A 26,798-nucleotide genomic window follows, 5' to 3' on the forward strand; every position below is an offset into this window, starting at 1 on the left:
CGTGTTCGCCGTCAGCGTGACTCGGAGGGCGACTCCGACCGCTCGAGCCTTGTACCGTTGAGGTATGAGCAATATGCCGTTCGGCTTCTCCAACTCCGACGACGATCCCGATCGCGACAAGAACGCGGCGGGTGGCAATCCGTTCGGGGGTGGTGACATGCCGTTCGGGTTCGGCGCGGGCGGTGAGGGATTCGATCCGGCTCAGCTCGGCCAGATGCTCACCCAGTTCGGGCAGATGCTGAGCGGAATGGGCTCGTCGATGGGCCAGGGCGGTACGTCCGGCCCGGTCAACTACGACATCGCCAAGAAGCTGGCACGCCAACAGATCGGATCGGTCACACCGATCACCGAGGGCAACGTCAAGGCGATCGCCGACGCCGCGCACCTGGCCGAGATGTGGCTGGACGCCGCGACAACGCTCCCTGCCGGAGCGAGCCGCACTCTTGCGTGGACTCCGAACGACTGGCTCGACAACACGATCGACACGTGGAAGCGACTCTGTGATCCGGTGGCCGAGAAGGTAGCGGGCATGTGGGTCCAGGGTCTTCCGGCCGAAGCACAGCAGATGGCTGGCCCGATGCTGGGCATGCTCGGCCAGATGGGCGGACTCGCGTTCGGCTCGCAATTGGGCCAGGCACTCGGCCAACTGTCCACCGAGGTGCTCTCCTCCACTGACATCGGCCTGCCCCTCGGCCCCGAAGGCACCGCGGCCCTTCTCCCGGCTGCGGTTCAGGCTTTCAGTGAGGGTCTCGAACAGCCGCATCAGGAAGTTCTGGTCTTCCTCGCCGCGCGGGAAGCCGCTCATCAGCGCCTTTACAGTCACGTTCCGTGGCTGCGCCAGCGTGTTCTCGCGACAGTGGAGGAATACGCCCGCGGAATCACCATGGACTTCTCGGCGATGGAAGAATTCGCCAAGGACCTCGATCCATCCGCTCTCACCGATCCGAGCAAGCTCGAAGCGCTGATGCAGCAGGGCACGTTCGAGCCGCAGAACACACCGGAGCAGAAAGCCGCTCTCGAACGTCTCGAGACTCTGCTTGCGCTGGTCGAGGGTTGGGTGGAGACGGTCGTCACCGCCGCACTCGGCGAGCGACTGCCTGGTGTTGCCGCGATGAGTGAGACGTTGCGGCGTCGCCGCGCTACCGGCGGCCCCGCCGAACAGACCTTTGCGACGCTGGTCGGACTCGAACTTCGTCCTCGCAAGGTCCGTGAAGCGGCCGGTTTGTGGCAGAAGCTCACTGCGGAAGCCGGTATGGACGTTCGCGACGGCGTCTGGTCGCATCCCGACCTGATGCCCGATTCGAGCGATCTCGACGCACCGGACGGATTTGTCGCCCGTGTCCTCGGCGCCGGCGAAGCCGGTAATTTCGACGACCCGATAGCCCAGCTCGAAGCCGTCGTGGCAAAAGAGCGTGCGGCCGAGGAAGCGATGGACAAGACCCGCGAGGACGACGAAGAGAAGTAATCCCTTCTCGACCGATTTTCGCAGATCAGCCGCGATGACCGCCTGTGGATAACTGCCGCTGACGGGGACTCGCCGAGGGCCCGTCGTGCCAGCATCGAATGATGACCGGTCACACACACGACGACACCAGACAAGACAGCACTTCACAGCGATCCGCGGGACCTCGATGGGACCCGCGGATCGCTGTTCTGTCGCGCCCGGACGGTCGACTGCAGCTGGGATGGACCCCCGGACATGCCGTCCTGCTGACTCTGCCTGTCGGGGTCGACGATCGCGCGGTGAAGTCGATCCTGCGCAAAATGGACGGCTCGAGATCCCGCGCAAACATCCTCTGGGAAGCGTCGAGGCGCGGGATTCCCACGTCGGTGACGGAGGAGTTGCTCGAGCAACTCGCCGATTCCGGTTTCGTCCACACTGCCCGCAGAAGCACCGCGACGGTACGGATTCACGGTGTCGGTCCGCTCTCTGACGCCATCGAGCGCGCACTGGTCGCCGGCGGGGTCAGCACGCGTCGCTCGCGCGGGTATCGCAACACCGACGTCGTGCGCACGTGGAACGAACAACTGGTGGTCCTGGCCGACGACGTCGTAACTGATCCTCGTCTGGTCAGCGATCTCGTTCGCTGCGGACTCCCCCACCTTTCCATCCGCATCCGCGACGGCAACGGTGTGGTCGGGCCTCTTGTCCTGCCTGGTCAGTCGAGTTGCCTGCGGTGCGCCGACATCCTCCGATCCGAACTCGACCCTCATTGGCTTCATCTGTCCGCGCAGCTACTCGGCAGCGCAGGCCACGCGGAATCGGCGATGATCCATGCAAGTGTCGCGCTGGCCCTGGCCGAGATCGACTCCGCATTATCGGAGACAGCGGCGACGCATGCGGCCAGTCTGTCGTCGACGCTCGAGATCGCGTTCCGTCCGTATCGGATCACAACCAGGCGCTGGCCTCGGCAAATATCCTGCAGTTGCCAATACCTGGCACCTGTTTCGGGCAAAGGACGCCCCAGTCAGACATGATGGTGTGGTGTCCGAGATCCCACGCAAGAGTTCTGCCCGTACTGCCAAACTCGCGAGCATCCCCCTGGGGATGGCCGGTCGCGCCGCCATGGGCTTCGGACGCAAGCTCGCCGGCGGCGACAAAGGCGAGATCGACGCGCAGTTGAGCGCGAAGGCCGCCGAGCAACTGTTCGCGGTGCTGGGCGAACTCAAGGGCGGCGCGATGAAGCTGGGCCAAGCGCTCAGCGTCATGGAGGCGGCAATTCCGGAGGAATTCGCCGAACCGTACCGCGAGTCGCTGAACAAGCTTCAGGCCGCTGCCCCACCGCTGCCGACCAAGCAAGTACACAAGATGCTCGACCAGCAACTCGGAACCAAGTGGCGCGACCGATTCCAGTCGTTCGACGATGAACCGACCGCGTCGGCAAGCATCGGGCAGGTTCATCGAGCCGTCTGGGCGGACGGCCGCGACGTAGCCGTGAAAGTTCAGTACCCCGGCGCCGACGAAGCTCTACGCGCCGATCTCAAGACCCTGGGCAGATTTGCCGGTCTCTTCGGTTCGGTCATGCCCGGTGTCGACGTGCGGCCCGTGATCGAGGAGTTCACCGCGCGCACGGAGGAAGAACTCGACTATCGGATCGAGGCGAACAATCAGCGAGCTTTTGCCAAAGAGTTCGACGGAGATCCCCAATTCGTGATCCCGCACGTCGTGGCGAGCGCGCCAAAAGTGGTCGTGACCGAATGGATGACGGCAACCCCGTTGACCAGAATCATCGAGAGTGGAACGCCGGAGCAGCGCAATGCGGCCGGTGCACTACTCGCCGAATTCCACTTCGCGTCTCCGGCCCGTGTCGGATTGCTCCACTGTGACCCGCACCCCGGCAATTTCATGCTTCTCGAGGACGGACAACTCGGCGTCATCGACTTCGGTGCTGCTGCGCCGTTCCCGAACGGACTGCCACGGGTTCTCGGCACGATGGTGCGCTTGGCTGTCGAGGAACAATTCGACGAGTTGACGGAGTTGTTGCGCGCCAACGGTTTCGTGATCCCCGGACGCACGGTGACCGACAAGGAGATCGCGGATTACCTGCGACCCTTCACCGACCCGATCCAGACCGAGTCATTTCACTTCACTCGGGCATGGCTGCAAAAGGCCGCCGGAACCGCCACTGACTTCAACAGTGCGCAGTTCCGAACGGCCCGTGCACTCAACCTTCCGGCCGAGTATTTGATGATCTTCCGTGTTCTTCTCGGTTCGGTCGGCATATGCGCCCAGTTGGACGCATATGCCCCGTACATGGAAATCCTGACTCGTTGGTTGCCAGGGTTTGCGGAGCCGGTTCTGGATGACACCGGCTCCGCCGAATAAGACACCGGCTCCGCCGAATAGGGCTCTCACGCGCACACAAGTTGCTTGCGTGGGCGCCCTCTCGGTCTCTTGCGCGCTATGACGGCCCCCTGATCGAGGATCTCGCCGCCCCACACCCCCCATGGCTCGGCGCGGTCGAGAGCCGCACTGAGACAACGGGAACGGATGGGGCACTGCGCGCACAGTGCCTTGGCCTGCTCGAGTTCGGCCGGAGCTTCGGCGAACCAGAGATCGGGGTTGGATGCCCGGCACGGCAAGTCGCGGCGGGTGGACGCGACCTCGATGAACGTGACTGCAGCCGAAGTGACGTCGGTGGAAGTTACTGCAGTGGTGGAGTTTTCGGATTCCACGCGGATTGTCTGGGCAGACAACTCGGTCTCCTAGTGCTCGGATGCGAAACTGTGTCGCACGATATGGGTTCGATGGGTGCGAACCTGAGCCGAGTCGGAAACCAGATGAAGAGGGCTATCCAACACAAAGGCCACGGTCCGCAGGGGCTGCGGGTCCGTGGCCGTAAGTGAACGGATGTGTCCTACCGAGAAATACCTCGATGGCTTAAGAACACGGACTCGACAGCTGCTTTCTTTGCTGCTGCTTGAGGGCGCAGGCGGAGCGCATGCTGCGCCCATCCCGCTGCACGCGGCAGCATGGGGGCGGCAACAGCGAACTTTGCGCTTGCGCACGCTTCGTAAGAGATCAAGTTCGTCATTTTTTTGCCACCTCCATTTCGTGTCGGTCCGGATAGTTTCTGCGCACAGGTTGCCCCGTAACACTGAAAACCAGAGTAGAGAATCTGCCGAATCTGCACAACCTATTTTTGACCTGCGGTTATGTAACTCACCGTTGTCGATTCGGATGTGTTGTCAGATATCGAGTGTTGCCGCTCGCAGTTCACCGCGAATGACAGCTAGTACGTCTTCCCCGAAGTTGTCGAGTTTCTTCGGCCCGATTCCAGGGATCGAAACCAGTCCACGATTATCTTGTGGTCGTTGTTCGGCAATAGCCATCAGTGTGTTGTCACTGAAGACGACATAGGCCGGAACTTTGAGTTCTCGGGACTTGTCCAGACGCCAGGCCTTGAGGTGCTCGAGCAATTCCAGGTCGACATTGGACGGGCATTTTTCGCAGCGCCCGAGCATGGTCGCCGACGTCCCGATCAACGGTTTCCCGCAGACGCGGCAGCGCGGACGCTTCTTGTTCCCCGACGACGGCGCGGCGACGCGCGAGGCCGGCGAGTCCTCGGGGATGAGCCCGTTGAGGAACCTCGACCGGCGACGGGACTTGCGTCCACCCTCATTGCGGGCCAATGCCCACGACAGCTGCAGATGCTCGCGAGCGCGAGTAACCCCCACGTACAGAAGCCGACGCTCCTCCTCCACCGCGACGTCGTCGGCGCCCGAATTGGCGTCGCCGAGAACGTGTTGGATCGGCAGGGTGCCGTCGTTGAGGCCGACCAGGAACACCGCATCCCATTCGAGTCCCTTGGCCGCGTGGAGCGAGGCCAGCGTCACACCTTGCACGGTCGGTGGGTGCCGCGCCTCGGCTCGGGCCGTGAGCTCCTGTAGAAGCCCGGTGAGCGTCAGTTCAGGTTCGTGGACAAGTTGTTCTTCGGTGAGCGCCACGAGAGCCGAGAGCGAAGCCCAGCGCTCGCGTGCCTGAGTACCCGAAGGCTCTTCGTTGGTCAGGCCGAGCGGCGCGAGCACAGCGCGGACGAGTGAGACCAGCGCTTCGCCGTTGTCTGCACCTTCGGGGAGGTCGTCGCGTCCAGCAGCCTGACGCAGCGCTGCCACCGCCTGACGTACCTCGGTGCGAGTGAAGAAGCCCTCTCCACCGCGCACCTGGAACGGAATGCCCAGCTTCGTCAGGGCCTGCTCGTGCGCCTCCGACTGAGCATTGATCCGGTACAGAACAGCGATCTCGGCCGCAGGGGTGCCTGCCGCGATCAGCCGTTTGATCGCCCGCGCAACGCCGAGTGCTTCGGCCGGCTCGTCGTCGAACTCCATGAACTCCGGCTCAGGCCCCGGCGCGCGCTGCCCGATCAGCTGCAGACGCGTCCCGGCGATCCGCCCGCGCGCGGCACCGATCACGCGGTTCGCCAACGACACGACCTCAGGGGTGGAGCGGTAATCCCGTTCGAGCCGAACGACGGTCGCTTCGGGGAATTTCCGGGAGAAGTCCAACAGATAGTTGGGGGTGGCTCCGGTGAAGGAGTAGATGGTCTGATTCGCATCGCCCACCACGGTCAGATCGTCTCGGTCGCCCAGCCAGGCGTCGAGCACACGCTGCTGCAGTGGGGTGACGTCCTGATACTCGTCCACGACGAAGCAGCGATACCGCTCGCGGAACTCGTCGGCGACTGTCGAATGCTCTTCGAGAGCTGCCGCCGTGTGCAGTAGGAGATCGTCGAAATCAAGCAGCATGCCGTCCTGGCCGCGTGCTTTCAGCTCTTCGTATGCGGCATACACCTGGGCCACCTTGGTGGCATCGACCGGTGCCTCACGGCGAATCTTGGCGATCGCGCGTGGGTAATCCTCCGGCGCGATCAGCGACGCCTTCGACCACTCGATTTCACTGGCGAGGTCGCGGACGCTTTCCGTGCTGGTGGACAATCCCACCCGGGCTGCGGCACTGCTGACAACGGCGAACTTTCGGTCCAGCAGACGCCACGGCGTGTCGCCGACAACCTGCGGCCAGAAGTACTTCAGTTGACGGAGAGCAGCAGCGTGAAAAGTTCGAGCCTGCACCTGCGGCCCACTCCCGCCGACGCCCAGCTCACGGAGACGTCCACGCATTTCCCCGGCCGCACGAGCGGTGAACGTCACGGCAAGCACCTGACCGGCCGACACGTGACCGTCGGCAACCAGATGAGCGATCCGGCGCGTGATGGTGCGGGTTTTGCCTGTTCCAGCGCCCGCGAGGACACATACCGGGCCGCGTGGCGCGAGCACGGCGGCCGATTGTTCTGGATCCAGTCCGGTGTCCGCAGGCATGGGGACCATCATGGCAGGACGTTCCGACACTCCATTCGCCGCGCCCGACGGTATGTGGGCAAGAGAACACGGGCCGATACGGAACAACGCTCTCGGTCGTGGTGTTATATCGGCCGTGACTTCTACCGAAAATGCGCCTGCCCTGACCATCTACTCGACCACGTGGTGCGGCTACTGCCGTCGCCTCAAGACGCAGCTCAACGCGTCGGGGATCGAGTACACCGAGATCGACATCGAGAACGATCCGGCAGCAGCCGATTTCGTCGGCAGCGTCAACGGTGGCAATCACGTCGTTCCGACCGTGAAGTACGGCGACGGCAGCGTTGCGACCAACCCGTCGCTCAACCAGGTCAAGCAGGCTCTGGGTCTGTAGACCTCCTCCGACTGCTACTTGACCCAGCTCTCGAGCATTCCGCGAGCGATGGAGATCGACCCGGGCAGCAGCAGTGGCGCGTCCGCTTCCGAACCCCAGTCGCCGAGTTCGAGAGCGGCGCGCACCTCGTCTTTCGTAAACCAGGTGCCCTCGGCGATCTCGCCGTCCGCGAACAGCAGCGGAGCGGCGGGGTCGCCGATTGCGGCGAAGCCCAACATCACCGAGCGAGGGAACGGCCAGGGCTGGCTCCCGAGGTATCGAACGCTGTGCACGTCGATACCGACTTCTTCCTTGATCTCGCGGACAACACACGTTTCGAGTGACTCCCCGGCCTCGACGAATCCCGCGAGAATCGAGAAACGGCGCTGCGGCCAGGTCGGCTGACGCGCGAGTAGAACTCGATCGCCGCCGTCGTGCACCAGGCAGATGACCGCCGGATCCGTTCGGGGAAACTCCTCGTGGCCGGTGGACGTGGAAATGCGTGACCAGCCGGACATCGTGGGTTCACTCGGTGCGCCGTCGATAGCGCTGAATCCGGCACTGTCGTGCCAGTTGAGAATCGCGACCGCACCGGTCAACAAACCGGCGTCCGCGTCGTCGAGTGTTCCGCCGAGCATCCGCAATTCAGACAAAGTGCCCGCCAGCAGCGACACCCGCACCGCCCAGACGTGGCGATTCTCCCGAATTCCCAGGAACACCGCGCCGCGCACCGGTTCGGGCCCCAACTCGGTTGCCTCGGCGAAGACCAATTGACCTTCCGGCGACACCTTGACCTGACCCCGTGAATTCACACGGAGGAGCAGTGCGTCCGCCCAACCCGTCGTCAGTGCAGCGGCGTCAGACCGCAATTCCTCGGCGCGGCCGACGCTCGAGCGTGAGAGCAGAGGTGTTTCGGTCAGCTGGAAGTCGTTCACGCTCACGACATTACTGCGCGCACGAAGCTCGGTAACACTCAGTTCGTGACGCGGCGAATGTAGAGCAGTCGATCGTTCTCCTCGACGGCGTCCACCTCGGGCGAACCGACGCGAACCAGACGGCCGTCGCGAACGACCCCGAGCACGATGTCGGAGAGATGACGCGGAGAGCCGCCGACCTCGTCGCGCTCGACGGCACGCTCGGCAATCGCGAATCCGGCCTCCGGAGTCAGCAGGTCTTCGATCATCTCCACGACGGTCGGCGTCGTGGTCGCGATGCCGAGGAGTCGACCCGCCGTCTCCGAGGACACGACGACGGAGTCTGCGCCGGACTGACGCAGAAGATGCGCGTTGTCGGCTTCACGGATGGCTGCGGCGATCTTGGCTTTCGGCGCGATTTCGCGGGCTGTCAGCGTCACGAGCACTGCGGTGTCGTCACGGTTGGTTGCCACGATGATCGACGACGCATTCTGCGCACCTGCCAACCGAAGTACGTCCGATTTCGTCGCCGAACCGAATACCGTCACCAGGCCTTTGCTCGCCGCCGAATCGAGGACGGTCTGATCGGTGTCCACGACCACGATCTCCGACGCCGGTACACCGTCACCGAGCATTGCTTCGATTGCCGTCCGCCCCTTGGTCCCGTATCCGACGACGACGGTGTGATTACGCACGTGCTGCCTCCAACGCTGAATTTTGAACGCCTGACGCGAACTCTCGGTCAGAGCTGAAAGTGTGGTTCCGACCAACACGATCAAGAAGAAGATCCGAAGTGGCGTGATCAACAGGACGTTGACCAGGCGCGCCGACGGCGTGAACGGAGTGATATCGCCGTAGCCGGTGGTCGAGAGCGAAACCGTCGCATAGTAAATGCAGTCGAGCAGCGACAGCTCGTTGTCCTGTGCGTCCCGGTATCCCGCGCGATCGATGTACACGATCAACACGGCGGCGCCGAGAGCACCCAACGCGATGAGAACTCGCTTGTAGATGGCCCGCGCCGGACTTGTCTGTAGCTGGGGAATGCGCAGCACCCCGACAAGGGCGAAGTCAGGCTGATCGGTCAATGCTTCCGACCTGGTCAAACGCGCCCGGAGCTTACCGGCCATACATCGACTCTCTCACTCGAACTTACGAAATACCTACACGGACATCGGCAGGCAGCGTAACCCTCGAAGATCGACTTCGGAACTCGGGCGCCGAATAGCGCGCGGGTCGTGGCGCCGGCAGTGGCAAGAAGGTCCACCGTGAGGCAGGCTGGGCAAATGCCTTTCACCGGTTCGACGTCCACTCCCAGCCAAGCGGCCGCTCTTCGTTTGTCGGCCCTCCTTCTCGGCGCCGGCACCATGCATTTCGTGGCGCCTTCCTTCTTCGACAGCACCGTTCCCCGCCAACTTCCCGGACAGGCCCGCACCTACACCCAGGTGTCCGGCGTCGCGGAACTGGCGATCGGCGCTGCCTTGGCCGTGCCGAAGACCCGCAAGCTCGGCGCGGGCCTTGCCGCCGCGCTCTTTGTTGCCGTGTTCCCCGCCAACATCCAGATGGCGATCGACTGGTGCCGAAGCCCGAAGACGTCCACACCGCAGAAGATCGGTTCGATCGCACGTCTTCCCCTGCAGGTTCCGCTGGTGACCGAAGCACTCAAGGCTCGTCGAAACGCAAGCTAATCTTGCGCGCCTGCCGTTCGGATGAGGCGAGCGAGAGCCTCACCGTCCGGCAGGTTCTCGGGTGCGATGGTGCGACCCGATCGAACGTAGTGAAACGCCGCCCGGACCTTGTCGGCCGGAAACTGTTCGTTGCGCCCCGCCGAACGGGCTCTGGCTGACATCAATTCGGCCCAGGCCACCCGATACGCGGCCAACTGCATCACAACAGCGTCCTCGTTGGCGGCCGACGGTTCGGCACCGGTCTTCCAGTCGATCACCGTCCATCCGCCGTCGGGATCGGCGAACACAGCGTCGATGCGACCCCGTAAAACCGTTCCGGCAATGGATGTTTCGAAAGGAACTTCCACTTCGATCGGGCTGCGATTGGCCCACGGGGACCGCAGGAACGCATCCTGAAGTTTCACCAGATCGGTCTCGGGACCCGCGCCGGTATCCGCGGCGCCGGGTAGTTCGTCGAGATCCAACAGTCGGGTCGCACCGAACCTTCGCTCGATCCAGGCGTGAAAAGCCGTGCCGCGCCGAGCGAGCGGGTTCGGTGGGTACGGCAGTGGTCTACGCAGCCGTGCCGCGAGTTCATCCGGATCTGCCTTGAGGTCGACGAGCTGAGTCACCGAAAGCTGCGCCGGGAGAATCACTTCGGCACGCGCGTTTGCCCGGGCTTCGCGCTCGGCCAGGAGAACGTCGACGTCCGAGGCCCAGTTCTCCGGATCGTCCTCCGGTTCTTCCGTCTCTTTGCTGTCTTGCGGCAGCGATGCAAGTGCGGACAGGACGCTCGCGGCTCCGGCCTCGACCGCGCCGCGACGCGCACCCAGCGGGTCGGGCGGCCACTGCGCCGTACGGGGTGTGGAGGCCAACGGGTTCTCGGTGTCGGGTTCCGGTGCAGGCGCCCATTCCTCCACGACGCCGATCGCACCGCGTGAGTCTTCTTCACCGGCATCGTTTTCGGCCGTGACCATCTGATGCAGCTCGTCCAGGAACTCCGAAGGCCCCTTCGGTTCCGAACCGGATTCCGCCCAGTGATGCGCCGAGATGAACAGCGCCCGTTCGGTTCTGGTCAGCGCGACGTAGAACAGTCGCCGGTCCTCGTCCAGTCGACGGTTGGACAAGGCCTTCTTGTGCGCCGTGATCGCGTTCTCGAGGTCCTTGCGGTTGTACAGCTCCTCGAGGTCGAGCACCGGAACTCCGTCGGCCGAATCCGCGTCGACCGCCCGGTCACCACGCAACGACGGTGGCAGTTCGGCGAGCGCCCCGAGCCACGATCCGGACGCGGTGGACGAGGGGAACACCCCGTCGCTGACATGCGGGATCGCCACTACTTCCCATTCGAGCCCCTTCGCCGAGTGCACGGTCAAGATCTGCACGCGATCCGGCGCCACCTCCACTTCGCCCGGAGTGAGGCCCTTTTCGATCTGTTCGGCGGCCGCGAAGAATGCGAGCATCCCGGGCAGATTGGCTGTTGGACGCGTCGCGTAATTGGCGACGACGTCGGCAAATGCGTCGAGATGCTCGCGGCCCGCGGTCCCGACGACACCGACTCGGGTTCGCGCGCCTGCCTCGATTCCGATACCGAGCACCCGCTCGACCTCCGCCACCAGTTCGGTGAGCGGCTGGCCGATACGTTCGCGCAACGACGCCAACTCTGCCGCTATCGCGTTGATGCGTGTGTACCCGAGAGCTGAATAACGTTCTGCCGGGCCTGGATCGGAGATCGAATCGACCAATCCTGCTTGCTCGGCGTTCTCCCCCGGCAGCGCGTCCTGAACTGCCGAGGTGAGCGCCTCGGCGTCGGTGACCGCACCCGCTGTTCCGTATCCGGCGGAGATGGCAAGTTCGCGGGAGCGTTGCGAGAGTGCGGCGAGGTCCTTCGCGCCGATCTGCCATCTCGCTCCGGTGAGCAGCCGAACGGCGGCGCTGCCCGCCAGCGGATCGGCGACCACTCGGAGCATGGCGATCACGTCCGCCACCTCGGGTGTGTGCAGGAGCCCACCGAGTCCGACCACTTCGACGGGCAGACCTTTGGACCGCAAAGCCTCGGCCAGCGGGGCAGCATCGGCGTTGCGGCGGATCAACACCGCTGCCGTGGGCGTCGGGCGGTCTTCGGCACGTGCCGCCTCGTATTCTTCGGCGATCTTCTCCGCAACCCACTGACGTTCCTGTTCGACGTCTCCGAGCAGCGCCAGTCGAACGTCTCCGGCGACGGCTCCCGGCCGCGCACGAAGTGTGCTGACGGCCACACCGCGTCGGCGCAACGGTGCCGACGACAGGTTTGCCAGTTCGAGAGCCTCCGGCGGGTTACGCCAACTGGTGAGCAGTTCGAGCGTCGGAGCCGGCTTTCCGTTGGCAAGCGGGAAGTCGGTTGCAAACCGTGGCAGGTTGGCCGCCGACGCGCCTCGCCAACCGTAGATCGACTGCATCGGATCGCCGACGGCTGTCAGCGCCAACCGGCCGTCGGCTCCCCCACCGAACAACGAGGACAACAACACTCGCTGAGCGTGACCGGTGTCCTGGTACTCGTCGAGAAGAACTACCCGAAAGCGCTCACGCTCGGTTTGCCCGACCTCGGGATGTTCGGAGGCGACACGGGCCGACAGCGACATCTGGCTGCCGAAATCCAATGCGCCTTCACGCCGCAGCGTCTCACCCAGCCGGGCAACGAGGGGCAGTAGCTCGATGCGTTTGTGTTGCACATCAAGGTAATTCAACAGCTCTTTGCTCGGCCCACCCCGCTGTTTCGGACCGGCGGGCAGAGTGTGAATCAGCTTGTCCAACTCGGTGTGGGCCTCGAGCAACTGCTCGGGGTCGACCAGGTGCTCCGCCAACTGACCGGCAAGGGCCAGAACGGTTTCGGTGATGGACCCCGGATTCTTGTCGGTGTCCAGATCACTGTCCCAGCCGCTCACGACGCGGTGCGCAACCTGCCACAGTTCGGTCTCGGACAACAGCGTCGCCGAGGGTTCGATCGGCAACAGCAGTCCGTGCTCGGACAGCAACCGTCCCGCGTAAGCATGGTAGGTACTGACTTCGGGTTCCCCGGCCAGAATCCGGGAACGCACTCCGCCGGTCGGGTCGAGTGCCCGCAGAACGTCCGAACCCGCCAGTCGCGCCAAGCGCTTGCGGATTCGCGACGTGAGCTGTTGTGCCGCTTTGCGCGTGAAGGTCAATCCGAGAACGGCCTCGGGATCGACGAAGCCGTTGGCCACAAGCCACACGACGCGAGCAGCCATCGTCTCGGTCTTACCGGCACCGGCACCGGCGACGACCAATGTCGGACCGAGCGGTGCGGCGATGACTGCCGCCTGTTCCGGCGTCGGCGGGTGTTGACCGAGCGCGACCGCCAGGTCGACAGGATCGATCTTCGGTCGGCGTGCCTTCTGCGTCGCGGCAGCCACTTAGTTACTCACCTGTCGTCCCTCGTCGTGTGCCGGGCAACTCGAGCGCACCGGGCAATGTCTACATCCGTCGTTGACCCTGGCCAGATACTGCGGCCCTTGGGTCGCTGCCGCTGCGTTGTGGATGACGTCTCGCCACATCTCGACGGCTTCGGCCGTCAGCGGCGGCTGAACTCGCTGCGCCGCACCGTCTTTCTTGTTGGACTTGGCCACGAATACCAGGCGTGCACCGCCGGGTTGTGTGGCCGGTTCGCCGGCAATCGCACCTTCGGCCGCTGCGACCTGGTACGCCGCCAACTGCGCGTGAGATTGCGCGGCCTCGTTGCTGACAGGGTTTCGCGCAGTCTTGACGTCGACAACCACCGGACGGCCTTCGGTGTCGCGCTCGAGCCGGTCGATCCGGCCACGAAGCTTGACCGCAGGCGCTCCCTCCTCACGTGGTTCGAGGACCCCCTCGACCGCGACCTCGACGCCGACTTCGGTCAGTTCGCCGCGAGTTGCGTTCATCCAGGCGGTGAACGTCGCCAGCATCTCCCGAGTTCGATTGAGTTCGCGGCGCGAGTACCACTGCGATCCCAGATCGATGGATTCCCAGGCATTTTCGAGTGCCTTCTCGACTTGATCCGGTGGAATCCGGCCGGCCAATGCCTGCACCAAGGTATGGACCAGCGTACCGGCGATCGCATGAGTGTTGTCTCCGTCGCTGCCGCCATGACGCTCGAACACCCATCGGAGAGGGCATGTTTCGAGAAGCTCGATGGTGGACGGCGATAGTGAAACCGGTCCGTCCTCGGGCTGCCACATGGGAGCAGCGGTACTCGGCTCGGCTGTGCCGTACCACTGATCCGGGTGCGCGCCGCGTACCCCGGCAGCAGCCAGACGTGCCAACTGGCGAGCGGCCCGGGAATGCTTCTCGGGGTCGAAATGCGCGATGTCGGGATCACACACGACGCTGCGAAGCTGTGCGACCAGTGCAGGCAGCGACAGAACCCGGGTATCCCCGGTCTCGGGTGCAACGACGTCGAGATCGGAGGACGGATCGTCCGAGTACGCGTCACCACGGATCAATTCGTCCACGAACCGCGAAGGCACCAAGTCGGTGTCCCCCGAAGCCGATTCGACTGCGGTGATCAGCAGACGGCGACGAGCACGGCTACAGGCAACCAGGAACAACCTGCGTTCTTCGGCCAGAAGCGGTGCGGTTCGCGAGAGTCGTTCGGCAGCCGAGTCACTGCCGTCGGAGACTCCGTTGACCAGGTCGATCAGCGCTTCGGTACGCAGTAGCGATCCGCGTGCCCGCAAACTCGGCCAGAGCCCCTCCTGCACACCCGCCACCGCCACGACCGCCCATTCGCGACCCGCCGCGGCGTGAGCGCTGACCACGGTGACGGCGTCGGGAGTGATGACCGATCGGCTCCGCGAGTCGGTCGGTATCTCCTGGCTGGTCAAGTAGTCGACGAAACCGGCGAGTTGCGAACGCGGCAACCGGTCGACGTAGTTGGCGGCCGCGTCGAAAAGTGCGACGACTGCGTCGAGGTCTCGATCGGCCTGTGAGCCGATAGGTCCGCCGCGCGCCGACGCAGCCGCCCAGCGTCGTTCCAGCCCCGTCGCCTGCCATGCCGCCCACAGAACTTCTTCGACCCCGAGACCTCGCTCGAGAGGCACTCGGGCCTTGCGAAGGACCGACAGCACGCGATTGAGTGCCGCAGCTTCGACGTCTGTCAACTTGCCCATGAGGCGCTTGGACTGCGCACGATCCTCGTCGATCAGAATGAGCCGCAACAACTCCGAGGAGTCCCGATCACTTCCCGATGCCAACTCGACCCGGCGCAGGCCACGACGCAACCGGCGCAGGGTGACCGGCTCGGCGCCGCCGATGGGACCGGCCATCAGGGCAAGCGCGTCGTCGCCGGTGAACTGATCGCCGCCGAGCGCCCGAAGGACCAGCAGCAGGCCGGACACTCCGTGTTGCCTGGCCAGCGGCAATTCGGTGGCAGCGGTCGTGACGGGTACCCCGGCCGCGAGCAGGGCTCGCCGGAGAGGGGCGAGAGTGCGCGGGACCGACCGAACGATGACGGCCATGTCGGACCAAGCAATCCCGTCCAGCAGATGCGCCCGGCGCAAGGTATCTGCGACGACTGCCGCTTCTTTGGCCGTCGTACCGAGAACCCGCACCGACGCCCGCCCCGGGTCCTCATCGGTGAGATCGGATGGAACCGCGATGCGATGAGCGAGGTTGCCGGGCAGCCGCGCAGCGATCTTCGCCGCGATCGACGCGACGTCGGCGTTGTTGCGAAACGTGGTGGGCAGGACGATCTGGCGCTCGTCTCCGCGCTCGGCGAGTCCGAGTAGGAACGCCGAATCCGCACCGCGGAACCCGAAGACCGACTGATCGGGATCACCGGCGATGACCGTGCCCGCAGTTGCGGTTCCGATCAGCCGAACCAGCTGCGCCGCCTGCGGATCCAGATGTTGTGCGTCGTCGACGAGTAGGTGCCGGATCCGAGCGCGCTCGGAGCGAAGCAATTCGGGATCGGTGGCGAACGCGGTCAATGCCGCACCGATCAACTCGGCCGCGTCGAGCGCCGGCGCCGTCGCCTCCGGAGCCTCGACACCGACACTGCCGCGCAGCAGCACGCCTTGCTCGTAGGCCTCGGCGAACCGCCCGGCCGCCACCCACTCCGGACGTCCACGCTTCTTGCCGAGCTTGACCAGATCTTCGGGGCCGAGTCCGCGCTCGTTCGCTCGCAACATCAGATCTCGAAGTTCGACGGCAAAGCCGTTCAAACCCAATGCGGGTCGCAGGCGCTCCGGCCACCGGAGCGCACCGTCTTCGATGTCGCCGCGCAACATCTCTCGGAGCACCGAGTCCTGCTCGGCGCCGGTGATCAGGCGTGGCGGCGCGTTGCCGTGCGCTGCGGCTTGAAGCCGGAGTACGGCAAAGGCGTACGAGTGAACGGTGCGGACCAACGGCTCACGAGTTGCCTGCGGTCCGCGTTCTTGTTCGTACCCGAGCAACCCGGCCGTGATCTGCTCGCGGACCTGCGTCGCTGCCCGGCGCGACTGGGTGAGCACCAGGACCGATTCAGGATCTTCGCCACCGGAGATCTTCTGCACTGCCAGATCCACCAGAAGGGACGTCTTGCCGGTTCCGGGGCTGCCGAGTACCTGCCAGGGACTCCAGGCGGCCCCCGAGCCGAATGAAACAGGGCCGAACGCGAGTTGGAACGGATCCTCGGACGGCGGCGCGAACAGCCGGGCCGTCCCTTCGTCCCACGTTCGGGGTATCGGAGACGGCGCAGTTCGGTGCACCAACCGCGCCCGCGGAATGGTGACCTTGCTGCGTGTTGCCGTCTCACTCACCCAGGCATTCCACCAGAGCGCACCGACAACTCACACATCGCCTGCATCCGGCATGATTGACCTCGTGTCTGCACTCCATACGTATCTCTACGGACCCGTCGGGGCACCGGAGATCCTTTCGCTGCACGGTCTGACCGGTCACGGCCGACGTTGGCAGTCGATGGCCGAGAACCAACTGCCCGAAGCGCGCTGGATCTCGCCGGATCTACGCGGTCACGGGCGTTCCACCTGGGCTCCTCCGTGGAACATCGAATCCCACGTGGCGAGCCTGCTGGAGACGCTCGACGAACATGCCACCGGACCGGTGGTGATCGTCGCGCATTCTTTCGGCGGAATGCTGGCGCTGCACCTCGCGGCCACCGCACCGGAACGCATTCGTGGGCTCGTCCTGCTCGACCCGGCGATCGGGTTGGATCCGACTTTCATGCAGGAAGTGGCCGAACTCACAATCGGCTCACCGGATTACACCGATGCGGCAGAGGCATACTCCGAGAAGATTCACGGCTCGTGGGGTGAGGTTCCCACCCAGGACCTCGACGTCGAGATGGCTGAACACCTGATCGAACTGGGCAACGGACGCGTCAACTGGCGCCTGTCCACGCCCGCGATCGTGACCGGGTGGGGCGAACTCGCTCGCCCGATCGTGCTGCCTCCGTCGTCAATGCCCACCGTGCTGGTTCAGGCGATGAAGGTCCAACCGCCGTACGTCACCGCCGAGCTCCGGGCAGCACTCACCGAGCACCTCGGTGAAAATCTGACCGGTGTCGAATTCGACTGTGACCACATGGTCCCGCACGTACGGGCCGACGAAGTCGCCGCCCTCGTTCGCAGCATGCTCTGAAGGAACCGACATGGCAGCCACCACCGAAGAGCAGATCGAAGAGGTACGGCGCCTCATCGCGTCGATTCCGGCCGGTTTCGTGGCGACATACGGCGATATCGCTGATGCTGCAGGACTTTCCAGTGCTCGCACGGTCGGTTGGATCATGCGAACGGACTCTGCCGACCTGCCGTGGCATCGGGTTCTCGGCGCCTCCGGCAAACCGTCGGCGCACCTGGCTCATCGTCAGATCGCCAAGCTCGAACTCGAAGGCGTGCCGATCAAGGACGGTCGGATCGACCTGAAGAAAGCTCGGTATCACTTCTGATTCACGTGTCACCGGTCGTCGTGACGCGGGCGATGGGGCAGCATGGAGGTATGACCGTCACGCCGCCGACCGCCGCCCTCATTCTGGCGGGTGGTCGCGGGACCCGAATGGGTGGTGTCGACAAACCCGGCCTGCTCGTTCACGGCCGCAGGCTCCTCGACATCGCGCTTTCAGCGACGGCGCATCTGGACGCCGTCGTCGTGGTCGGTCCACATCGCCCTGAACTTGATCCTGGCATCACTCAAACTCAGGAAACTCCGGCCGGAGCCGGCCCTGTCGAGGCGATCTGGGCCGGATTGTCTGCGACCCGGTTACCCGACGACGCCGTGGTGGTGGTCCTGGCGTCCGATCTGCCGCACATCGAGGCCGTATCAGTCGACGCTTTGATAGCTGCCACGTCGACGGACAGTCCGGTGACGTGTGCCGTGGACGAGAACAACCGAACCCAATTCCTGCTCTCCGCGTGGACATTTCGCGAGCTCCGGCAACGCCTGTCCACATTGCGGGAGAGTTCGGGGTTGGAGAATCAACCTATGAAAGCGATTGTCACCGAACCGTTCTCGACGCTGCGTGTCACTGGCACCACTGACTGCGACACACCGGCGGACATCGACCGCGCGCGAAACCATCCGCGCCTGACAATCGAGCAAGCCCGCGCCGCCGTCAGGAACTCACTGACAGCATTGTCACCACACCGGGCCGCCCTCGCCGACAGTCTCGGAGCAACGCTCGCGCAGCCTCTCGTCGCCCTGGGTGATCTTCCTCGATCCGATGTCTCGGCGATGGACGGGTACGCCGTCTCCGGCGAGGGTCCCTGGCGAATCCGCACGGAGATCCGTATCGCGGGCGCCGACGGGCAACTCGAACTCGGTGAAGGCGAAGCGATTCGCATTGCCACGGGAGCACACCTGCCCCTCGGCGCCACCTCGGTGATTCGTGACGAGTATCTGTCCGTCGACGAGCCATCTCGGATGGTACGGAGACTGCCGGATGCGCCGCACCGCAACGACGCTCGACCACGAGGGGAAGATTGGACCACCGGATTCACGATCGCCCCGACTGGTACCGCGGTGACTCCGGCGGTGGTCTCCGCAGCTGCCAGCGGTGAAGTGTTCGACGCCCTCGTCCGTGGTCCGGTACGGGCACGCGTGACAGTCACCGGCGACGAGATCCGGCGGACCGGTCCACTGCGTGAAGGTCAGACCCGCGACTCCGTCGGTGGGATTCTCCCCTACCTATTGGAAAGCAACGGCGTACGGTGCGTGGCGAATTCGCACCTGAGGGACACGGCCGACAGTTTCGAGCGTGTACTGGCGGATGCGACTGAACAGGACCTGCTTGTTGTCATTGGTGCGACGGGCGGCGGCGCTGCCGACGAAATGCGCAGTGCGCTCGATCGACTCGGCGCTCGCACGATTGTCGGGCGAGTCGCCTCGCGCCCGGGCGGATCTCAGATAACGGCTGTCCTGCCCAGTGGTCGGGTGGTTCTCGGCCTCCCCGGCAACCCGTACGCCGCAGTGACCACCCTGTTGACGATGCTGCCCACCGTCGTGGCCGCCTTGACGGGAAGCGACACACCACCGCCACTGCTCGGCATCATCGAGAACGCCGCTGCGGTGACTTCCGATGCGGTACGCCTACTGCCGGTCACACAATCCGCCGACGGTCGCTGGCGCGCCGAACCGTCTGTACGTACCGCACACCTGGCGGGGTTGATCGGGCGCTCCGCGTTTGCACTCGTTCCGCCACACGCGGAAGACGGTGCCGTCGCCGAAGTGGTTGTCCTCCCACGCTGATCGGGTCAGTCGTTTGGGCGCCTACGCCGGTTGACCCCGACCACGCCGACCACTGTCGCAAGCACCAGCGAATACACGCCCCACAGCACTAAGAACGGCAGCAACCAGCCGGCATCAACGGTCTGACCGCGCGGTCCGACGCAGTACAGCGTGAAATTGGTGGACGTACCGTCGCCGTCGGAAAAGGTATCCGAGACGACCATCGCGCTCGATGTGGGAGCTTCACAGAAAATCGGCGCCAAATGAGCGACCTGTCCTGGCCAGATCACCGAAGACAGTAGTGCAGCAAAGATTCCCACGACCACGATCACCACTACGGAGATCACCAACGGAGCGATACGGCGGCTCACAGCGGGTGCACCAGGAAGGGAGTTCCGTCAGGCTCGAAGACCACCAGCGCCCGCGAGCGTGGAGATTCCACCATCACGGATGCGCGAATCGCCTCGGTGCGACTGACCGAGATCCCGGTGACTTCGCCGTCGTCGACACCGCTGTTCTCCAGCGCGTCGTCGACCAACTTCTCGAGGTTCGTCAATGCCGGCACTTGATCCAGCGTGAACGATCGTGCATCGAGATCGTCGGTGACACTGACTTGCACGGGGCTCGGCTCGCCGAGAATGACTCCGTCGAAAGAGAATCTGTCGAGCTGGGTCGGCTTCCCGGGGTCTCGAACGGTGACTCCGAGCGTCTCGATCGGGCTGATGTCGATGCTGGTCACCGATACCGCGTCGACGCCGTATCTATGTGCGAGGCTGTCGAACCCGCCTCGCACCAACTCCGACGTCATCCCACCGCCACGTTCGCGCATCTGATTGTCGAAATCCATCCGATCGACGGCACCGATACATCCGCTCAGACTCGTGGCCGCCAAGGCGATGGCTACCGTCCACAGCGCCGACCGCACCTGCGAGGACGCGAATTTCATGAGCGGAGCGTACCGCGAGTGTCCGGTTCCATCCCGGTGGACTGCGCGTCGCACGAATTACTGTCGGCGACTCGTGGGATCATCGCGCCATGAATCGTGTCGACGAAGGATTCGAACCGCCGGACGCATTGGTCGAGTGGTGCCGCTCCCGCACCTTTCCACTGCACGTCCTCGACGACGAAGCCACCGTCGACCTGGATTGGTGGAACGCACACCTGAAGGACGCCGGCCACACCATCAGCCTTCGCGGGCGTGATCTCGACGGCAAAGTGATCACCGAAGGTCGAGCCATCGTTCAACGCAACGACCTTCGCCCGTCGAGCGATCTCGTTGTCGCCCAGCACGACGGCCTCGGACTACTGTTTCTCTGCGCGGCCTGGCAGGGCTCGCACGAGAGCCGACGTTTCACACGGCGGTTCCCCAACGTCTTCAATCCCCATCACCGCGAGGACGAGGATCCGCTGACCCAGATCACAGCCATTCTCGATCACTGCTCGAAAAACAAGTCGATGCCCGTCGTGCGGCGCGACACCTGGTCCGGGTGGCCACTCACCCCCGGTGTCGGGGTATCGCTGATGGCCGCTTTCATGTGGGCAGTGGGCGTACAGGCCGAAGGCCGACGCGCTCAGATGATCGACCAGTACGGAGTCTCGACGCTCATCCACGAGGGCTGGCTCGAGGATCCTTCCGTCACCGGCTTCACGACGCGTCGCTACCGCCGGTACTGCGAACTTCTCGACAGCTGGGCCTATGCCGCCGGCACCCAACCCGAGATCGTCGAGATGTGGTTGGTGAAAAGGTGGAGTGCGCGGTTGGCCCAAGCACGCAACGACGTGAGCGCCCCCACCCTGTTCTAACTCTCAGAACGGCTGCATCTCAGAACGGCTGCATCTCAGAACGGCCAGGCAGGGAGAGTCGGCAGCCCCACCCTCGTCGGCCTCCCAATCAACCAGGCCAAGGTCTCCGCGTCGGACAGTGACGGCACTCGTACACCCGGGACCGCCGTCTCCAGTGCGCCCAACTGACTGGCGAGAGTGAATTCCACGAACTCGGCAGGCCAGTCGTGGCAGGTGTAACCGATGTCGAGGTCCATCAGGTGAATCTCGATCTCGTTCCAGCGCAGGATCGGTAGATCGAATGCCGTCACAGGTTTGCGCCACGGCACCGGTGTGTCCAGTCGATCTGTCGGGATCTCGCACAACGCGTCGACCAGCCTCGTTCCCGAGAAGCGGTAGTCGAGGGCCAACAATTCAGCCGGGCGATCTGCGCCCTCTTCGATTGCAGCATTGCGCGCATCCGGCCCCCCTGGATACATCTCCCCCGATTCGCCGCCCTGCACGCCGGCAACAAATCTGCCCAGCGCGTCGGCGTTGCGCGACATGTGCGTCACGACGTGTCCCCGACTCCACCCGGGGAGCCCGGAGGGCTCCCGCGCCTGCTCTTCGGTCAGTGCACCGATGAGAGCCTGTGCCTTGACGTCGGATTCACGAACTGCTGCGACCAGGTCGGCATACGTCGGCGTTACGGAGTGAGACGTCATGCAGCGATACTAGTTCCCTTCGCGCACTCTCATACCGATTCACGACAAGGTCCACCACTCCCGGATCGACGCCGAGCGGTTCGGTCACACCATCGGCTCCTGCAGCGTGCAACCTTTCGTGGAACAGCCCGTGCGCGAGGAGGTACGAGGCGACAAAAACTCGCTTCGCGCCGCGAACGCGTGCTGCTGCAACAACATCGGCTACCTTCGGCTCCCCGGTCGCGATGTACCCGATGTCGACACGAGTCCCCGCCGCTTCGGCAAGCATCAGCGCAGCACGCTCGACGTCTCGCAGCGCCCGCGCATCGGACGACCCGGCGGCAGCAAGCACTGTCGCGTCACCCGGATTCCACCCCGCTTCGGTCAAGCGCCGAAGCAACACGCGTGCAAGCGCCGGATCGGGTCCGAGTGCGGGCGTCACACTCACAGCCGAGTGCTCACTGAGCGTCACTTCGCGTCGAACATCGGTGTGAACGTGGTAGCCGGACGCCAGGAACGCCGGTACGAGAATCGCTCGCCCCGGAGTGTCCCGGAGGACTTCCGAAGGTGACGGACCGAGCACATCGACAAAGGCAACGCGCGTGCGTCCGACGCGCGTGCCGACGGCGTCGGCCAGTGCGGCAACCATTTCCACGCCACGTGCACTACGCGTGCCATGAGCTACCAGGACGAGGACATCGTCATCGCGTTGCATAGTCACCTGGATTCTGTACGTAGTCGCCGGGGTCGAGGGCAAGTCGATAGCCCCGCTTGACCACCGTCTGAACGGCTTTGGGCGCGCCGAGGCACGCGCGCAATCGGGCGACGGCGGTCTCGACGGCATGGGTGTCGCCGCCGCCGCCGGGAAGAGAAGCCAGCAGTTCGTCGCGGGAGACGACTCGACCGGGGCTGGCACCGAGAGTGCGGATCAACGACATCGCAGCCGGCGGCAATTGCTTCACTTCACCGTCCACGACTACGCAACCGCCGCGAATGCTGATTTCGTGTTCGCCGGCTTGAATCTTGTTGGCTCGCTGCGGGAGTTCGTCGACGATGTGTCTCGCGAGCGCGCCCAGACGTGCCCGGGCCGGGGCTGTGGTCGGTACATTCAAGGCTTCGAGCGGCGCCGAGGTGACCGGGCCGACGCACATTGCCGCCACCGGACCCCGCATCGCGTCGAGAATGTCTCCGAGATCCCCGGTCTTGTCGGCTCGCATCAACATCGAGGCTACGGCCGGTGCACTGGTGAAACTGACGGCGTCGATTCCGGCTGACGCTATGGCGTCGATCATCCGGTCGAGCAGCGTCGGATCCTCCGGCGGTTCCCATCGATAGACGGGCACCGCGATGACCTCGGCGCCGGCCTCGCGCAACACCTGACAGAAGTCGGGAATCGGCTCCCACTCGGTGGTCGCACCATGCAGTTGAACGGCGATCCGCTTTCCCGAGACACCTTCTGCCAGAAGATGTTCGAGCACCTCGGCGGAAGACTCGGATGCCGGTGACCATTCCTCACGAAGGTCGGCCGCGCGGATTGCTCCCTTGGCCTTCGGTCCTCGCGCGAGCAGACGAGCCGAGCCCAACGCGGATCCGAGATTTTCCGCCTCACCCCACCCGTCGGCTGCTTCCAGCCAACCCCGGAATCCGATCCCGGTGGTGGCGACAACCACCTCGGGAGGATCCGAGATGATCTGCTGTGTCACCCTTTCGAGCTCACGGTCGTCGGCCAACGGAATGATTCGAATCGCCGGAGCGTGAACGACATCCGCTCCCCGACGAGTCAGCAAGGTCGCGAACTCCTCGGCGCGGCGCGAAGCAGTGATACCTACCGTGAATCCAGCCAACGGCATGTCGTCACTCACGAGACTGCATCGGCGACAGTCGAGCGAACACCCTGCATCTGCAAGCTGTGTACCTGAACGACTCCAGCCCACACGCGAACGCCGTACACCGGCAGCGCAACCGACGAGTCGTCCAGCGCCCGGCCGTCGACCAGCGAGAACGCCTGCTTGAGCAGTGGCGAGACCACGATCGGTTCACCGTCCCGGTCGCCGACGAGTCCGCGAGACATCACCGCGGCGCGGCCGTACGGATCGAAGTTGCTGACAGCCCGGAGTGTGCCGTCCTCGAGTAGGAACAGTGCCACCTGCTCGCCGCCGCGAAGAAGCACGGCAACTCCGCGTCCAGGGATCAGATGGCTCAGCGGGCAGGCCGACGTCCATTCGAGTCGATCCGAATCCAGCTTGGCGATCTGCGCATCGATGACACTCATCGAAGTCCTCCTGTCGATCCGGCGACAACGTCGCGCGGGTTCTTGTCTACGTTTCTACGGATCCCGTGTTTCCCACGGGTTACGCGACTATTACCGGCGCGTGGGGATGCTCGGCATACCCATCAGGACCGGAACCTTGCGCACTCCGGTCTCGTCGAACACAACCGTCGGGTCGGCTTCTTCCGGTGCGTTGACGAACGAGACGAACCTCGACAATTTCTCCGGATCACCCAGCACACCGGCCCATTCGTCCTGGTAACCCTCGACGTGCTTGGCCATCAGTGCCTCGAGTTCTTCGCCGATACCCAGGCTGTCTTCACAAATCACGGCCTTGAGGTGATCGAGTCCGCATTCGAGTGATTCGACCCACGGCGCCGTGCGCTGGAGGCGATCGGCAGTACGGATGTAGAACATGAGGTAGCGGTCGATGTACTTGACCAAGGTCGCGTCGTCGAGGCCTCCGGCAAGCAACTGAGCGTGTTTGGGCGACTGTCCGCCGTTACCGCCCACATACAGATTCCAACCGTTCTCCGTCGCGATGACGCCGACGTCCTTGCCTCGCGCTTCGGCACATTCACGGGCGCAACCCGAGACGCCGAACTTGATCTTGTGCGGCGAACGCAGACCGCGGTAGCGATTCTCGAGGTCGACGGCCATACCCACCGAATCCTGGACACCGTAGCGGCACCAACTCGAACCGACGCAACTCTTGACCGTCCGGAGGGACTTGCCGTACGCCTGACCCGATTCCATCCCGGCGTCAACGAGGCGCTTCCAGATCGCGGGCAACTGTTCGACGCGGGCACCGAACAAGTCGATGCGCTGACCGCCGGTCACCTTCGTGTACAAGCCGAAGTCTCGCGCCACTTCTCCGATGACGATGAGTTGCTCACCCGTGACCTCGCCGCCCGGCATCCGAGGTACCACGGAGTACGTACCGTTCTTCTGGATGTTTGCGAGGAAGTGATCGTTGGTGTCCTGCAACGACGCCTGCTGGCGGTGCAGGATGTGATCGGAGTCCGTCGATGCCAGAATCGAAGCGACTACGGGCTTGCAGATGTCGCAACCGGCGCCCTTGCCGTACTTGGCGATCAGCGCCGAGAAAGTTCTGGTCTGCGTCGACTGGACGATCTGGAACAACTCGGCCCGCGACTGCGCGAAATGTTCGCACAGTGCCTTCGACATCACGACGCCGGAATCGGCCAGCAGCTGCTTCACGGTGGGAAGGCAACCGCCACAAGTGGTTCCGGCGCTGGTGCACGCCTTCACCGAAGCGATGTCGCATGCGCCGGCTGCGATTGCACCGCAGATGGCTCCCTTCGTCACGGCGTTGCACGAGCACACCTCGGCGTCGTCGGGCAGCGAGCCTGCACCCGGCTTCTCCCCCGCAGGCGAGATCAATGTCGCCGGGTCACCGGGTAGTTCGCGACCGACCAGCGGGCGCAGCGACGCGTAGGCCGATGCGTCACCGACAAGAATGCCGCCGAGCAGGATCTTCGCGTCGTCGGAGACCACGAGCTTTGCGTACGTCCCCTTGGACGCGTCGCTGAGGACGACTTCGAGGGCGCCCGGTGAGGTCGCCATCGCGTCACCGAAACTGGCGACGTCGACGCCCATGAGCTTGAGCTTGGTGGACATGTCCGCGCCCGGGAAATCCGCGGCGCCGCCGAGCAGACGATCGGCCACGATCTCGGCCGTCGTGTAACCGGGAGCGACCAGACCGTAGCAACGGCCTTCCACCGCAGCACATTCGCCGACTGCGTAGACGTTCTCGTCCGAAGTCACGCAGCCGAGGTCGGTCAGGATGCCACCGCGCTCCCCCACTGCGATCCCGGCGTCGCGGGCCAGCTGATCACGCGGACGTACTCCGGCGGAGAAGACGAGCAGCGCGGCGTCGATGGTGGAGCCGTCGGAGAGTTCGACCACGATTCCGTTGTCGGCATGCGAAATTCCCGCCGTCCCGACACCGGTGTGGACAGTGAGCCCGAGTTCGGTGACGAGGCGAGCGAGCAGTGCGCCGCCACCCTCGTCGACCTGCATCGGCATCAATCGCGCATTGTGCTCGACGACGTGTGCCGTCATCCCCATGAGCGAGAGAGCATTTGCGGCCTCGAGTCCAAGCAAACCTCCGCCCACCACGACGCCGACAGCGCCAGGACCCGCCTTCTCAGCGGCGGCCCGGATACCGTCGAGGTCGTCGAGGGTGCGGTAGACAAAACATCCGTCGCCGTCGTGCCCCGGTACGGGAGGCACGAACGGATACGAACCGGTCGCCATCACCAGAGCGTCGTAGGAGATCGTCTCGCCGGTTGTCGTCGTGACCGTGCGTGCATCTTTGTCGATCGCGAGCGCGCCCTCCCCCACACGGAGGTCGACCAGGCTGTCGCCGACGTAATCGTTGCCGGCCAGTGCCAGTTCCTTGGGGTCCCACGCTCCGACGTACGAGGACAGCCCGACTCGGTCGTACGCTGCGTACTGCTCGTCGCAGAGTACGGTCACCGACCAGTTGTTCGCTTCGTCGCGCGAACGCAGTGCCTCGACGAATCGGTGTCCGACCATTCCGTGTCCGATGACAACAACCGACTTGCTCATGACGCCTACTTCCTGAGGTACGAGATA

The 26,798-nt window shown here is 64.4% G+C and carries 22 protein-coding genes; 9 read left to right on the forward strand and 13 right to left on the reverse strand.

Going from position 1 to position 26,798, the window contains the following annotated elements; translation table 11 throughout:
* The first annotated feature begins 64 nt into the window (after positions 1 to 64).
* From P3G66_RS07145 to P3G66_RS07155, 3 genes are all read left to right on the forward strand, one after another.
* Positions 65 to 1,465 carry a zinc-dependent metalloprotease gene (locus P3G66_RS07145; RefSeq protein WP_003942352.1) on the forward strand — a complete coding sequence of 467 codons (1,401 nt, stop codon included), beginning with the start codon at positions 65 to 67 and terminating at the stop codon, positions 1,463 to 1,465.
* 98 nt (positions 1,466 to 1,563) lie between these two features.
* Positions 1,564 to 2,478, forward strand: a complete 915-nt coding sequence (locus P3G66_RS07150; protein ID WP_030534994.1) for a hypothetical protein — start codon at positions 1,564 to 1,566, stop codon at positions 2,476 to 2,478.
* Positions 2,479 to 2,482: 4 nt separating this feature from the next.
* Positions 2,483 to 3,826, forward strand: a complete 1,344-nt coding sequence (locus tag P3G66_RS07155) for an AarF/UbiB family protein (protein ID WP_276116348.1) — start codon at positions 2,483 to 2,485, stop codon at positions 3,824 to 3,826.
* A 26-nt stretch (positions 3,827 to 3,852) separates the two neighbouring features.
* Here P3G66_RS07155 and P3G66_RS07160 read toward each other — a convergent pair whose 3' ends face one another.
* Together P3G66_RS07160 and P3G66_RS07165 are read right to left on the reverse strand one after the other, a co-directional pair.
* Entirely contained in the window at positions 3,853 to 4,176 is a 324-nt protein-coding gene (locus P3G66_RS07160; RefSeq protein WP_003942321.1) for a WhiB family transcriptional regulator, read from the reverse strand.
* Positions 4,177 to 4,689: 513 nt separating this feature from the next.
* On the reverse strand, positions 4,690 to 6,828 hold the full coding sequence (locus tag P3G66_RS07165) for an ATP-dependent DNA helicase UvrD2 (RefSeq protein WP_003942300.1): 2,139 nt from the start codon (positions 6,826 to 6,828) through the stop codon (positions 4,690 to 4,692).
* Between the two features lie 103 nt (positions 6,829 to 6,931).
* Between P3G66_RS07165 and P3G66_RS07170 the strand changes: the two genes are divergently transcribed.
* On the forward strand, positions 6,932 to 7,189 hold the full coding sequence (locus tag P3G66_RS07170) for a mycoredoxin (RefSeq protein ID WP_003942350.1): 258 nt from the start codon (positions 6,932 to 6,934) through the stop codon (positions 7,187 to 7,189).
* Positions 7,190 to 7,203: 14 nt separating this feature from the next.
* Here P3G66_RS07170 and nudC read toward each other — a convergent pair whose 3' ends face one another.
* The gene (gene nudC / locus P3G66_RS07175; RefSeq protein WP_007731249.1) at positions 7,204 to 8,103 is read right to left on the reverse strand and encodes an NAD(+) diphosphatase; all 900 of its coding nucleotides are present in this window, start codon (positions 8,101 to 8,103) and stop codon (positions 7,204 to 7,206) included.
* 38 nt (positions 8,104 to 8,141) lie between these two features.
* On the reverse strand, positions 8,142 to 9,209 hold the full coding sequence (locus P3G66_RS07180) for a potassium channel family protein (RefSeq protein ID WP_003942296.1): 1,068 nt from the start codon (positions 9,207 to 9,209) through the stop codon (positions 8,142 to 8,144).
* A 156-nt stretch (positions 9,210 to 9,365) separates the two neighbouring features.
* On the opposite strand from P3G66_RS07180, the gene P3G66_RS07185 reads away from it, so the two are divergent.
* Positions 9,366 to 9,767, forward strand: coding sequence for a hypothetical protein (locus tag P3G66_RS07185; RefSeq protein ID WP_003942341.1), 402 nt, complete (start codon positions 9,366 to 9,368; stop codon positions 9,765 to 9,767).
* On the opposite strand, the gene P3G66_RS07190 is transcribed toward P3G66_RS07185, so the two are convergent.
* Together P3G66_RS07190 and P3G66_RS07195 are read right to left on the reverse strand one after the other, a co-directional pair.
* Positions 9,764 to 13,156: an ATP-dependent DNA helicase gene (locus tag P3G66_RS07190; RefSeq protein WP_073512807.1), complete on the reverse strand. Its 3,393-nt coding sequence runs from the start codon at positions 13,154 to 13,156 to the stop codon at positions 9,764 to 9,766. The genes P3G66_RS07185 and P3G66_RS07190 overlap by 4 nt on opposite strands.
* Complete coding sequence (locus P3G66_RS07195) at positions 13,157 to 16,519, reverse strand: ATP-dependent DNA helicase (protein WP_050654904.1); 3,363 nt, start codon at positions 16,517 to 16,519, stop codon at positions 13,157 to 13,159.
* Between the two features lie 52 nt (positions 16,520 to 16,571).
* Here P3G66_RS07195 and P3G66_RS07200 point away from each other — a divergent pair, with 52 nt between their 5' ends.
* From P3G66_RS07200 to P3G66_RS07210, 3 genes are read left to right on the forward strand one after another with little or no spacing between them, the layout of a single operon-like run.
* Entirely contained in the window at positions 16,572 to 17,360 is a 789-nt protein-coding gene (locus P3G66_RS07200; protein WP_064074949.1) for an alpha/beta hydrolase, read from the forward strand.
* Between the two features lie 10 nt (positions 17,361 to 17,370).
* The gene (locus tag P3G66_RS07205) at positions 17,371 to 17,667 is read left to right on the forward strand and encodes an MGMT family protein (protein WP_003942322.1); all 297 of its coding nucleotides are present in this window, start codon (positions 17,371 to 17,373) and stop codon (positions 17,665 to 17,667) included.
* A gap of 50 nt (positions 17,668 to 17,717) precedes the next feature.
* A complete protein-coding gene (locus P3G66_RS07210) occupies positions 17,718 to 19,463 on the forward strand; it encodes an NTP transferase domain-containing protein (RefSeq protein WP_065352892.1) in 1,746 nt (581 codons plus the stop codon).
* Between the two features lie 5 nt (positions 19,464 to 19,468).
* On the opposite strand, the gene P3G66_RS07215 is transcribed toward P3G66_RS07210, so the two are convergent.
* Together P3G66_RS07215 and P3G66_RS07220 are read right to left on the reverse strand one after the other, a co-directional pair.
* On the reverse strand, positions 19,469 to 19,813 hold the full coding sequence (locus P3G66_RS07215) for a hypothetical protein (protein WP_054826395.1): 345 nt from the start codon (positions 19,811 to 19,813) through the stop codon (positions 19,469 to 19,471).
* Positions 19,810 to 20,388 carry a hypothetical protein gene (locus P3G66_RS07220; protein WP_042922177.1) on the reverse strand — a complete coding sequence of 193 codons (579 nt, stop codon included), beginning with the start codon at positions 20,386 to 20,388 and terminating at the stop codon, positions 19,810 to 19,812. The genes P3G66_RS07215 and P3G66_RS07220 overlap by 4 nt, the downstream gene beginning before the upstream one ends.
* An 89-nt stretch (positions 20,389 to 20,477) precedes the next feature.
* Between P3G66_RS07220 and P3G66_RS07225 the strand changes: the two genes are divergently transcribed.
* Positions 20,478 to 21,245 (forward strand): hypothetical protein, encoded by a 768-nt coding sequence (locus P3G66_RS07225; protein WP_208689660.1) that lies wholly within the window; start codon positions 20,478 to 20,480, stop codon positions 21,243 to 21,245.
* Between the two features lie 35 nt (positions 21,246 to 21,280).
* On the opposite strand, the gene P3G66_RS07230 is transcribed toward P3G66_RS07225, so the two are convergent.
* From P3G66_RS07230 to nirB, 5 genes are all read right to left on the reverse strand, one after another.
* Positions 21,281 to 21,928 carry a maleylpyruvate isomerase family mycothiol-dependent enzyme gene (locus P3G66_RS07230; RefSeq protein ID WP_276116349.1) on the reverse strand — a complete coding sequence of 216 codons (648 nt, stop codon included), beginning with the start codon at positions 21,926 to 21,928 and terminating at the stop codon, positions 21,281 to 21,283.
* The gene (locus tag P3G66_RS07235; protein ID WP_166502929.1) at positions 21,873 to 22,622 is read right to left on the reverse strand and encodes a sirohydrochlorin chelatase; all 750 of its coding nucleotides are present in this window, start codon (positions 22,620 to 22,622) and stop codon (positions 21,873 to 21,875) included. Before P3G66_RS07235 ends, P3G66_RS07230 begins: the two co-directional genes overlap by 56 nt.
* Positions 22,609 to 23,769 carry a uroporphyrinogen-III synthase gene (locus P3G66_RS07240; RefSeq protein ID WP_003942336.1) on the reverse strand — a complete coding sequence of 387 codons (1,161 nt, stop codon included), beginning with the start codon at positions 23,767 to 23,769 and terminating at the stop codon, positions 22,609 to 22,611. Before P3G66_RS07240 ends, P3G66_RS07235 begins: the two co-directional genes overlap by 14 nt.
* Positions 23,766 to 24,179 carry a nitrite reductase small subunit NirD gene (nirD, locus tag P3G66_RS07245; RefSeq protein ID WP_003942316.1) on the reverse strand — a complete coding sequence of 138 codons (414 nt, stop codon included), beginning with the start codon at positions 24,177 to 24,179 and terminating at the stop codon, positions 23,766 to 23,768. Before nirD ends, P3G66_RS07240 begins: the two co-directional genes overlap by 4 nt.
* A gap of 90 nt (positions 24,180 to 24,269) precedes the next feature.
* A complete protein-coding gene (nirB, locus tag P3G66_RS07250; RefSeq protein WP_276116350.1) occupies positions 24,270 to 26,771 on the reverse strand; it encodes a nitrite reductase large subunit NirB in 2,502 nt (833 codons plus the stop codon).
* Between the last annotated feature and the right edge of the window lie 27 nt (positions 26,772 to 26,798).

It is taken from the genome of Rhodococcus sp. C3V, assembly GCF_029269915.1.
Lineage (GTDB): Bacteria > Actinomycetota > Actinomycetes > Mycobacteriales > Mycobacteriaceae > Rhodococcus_F > Rhodococcus_F qingshengii.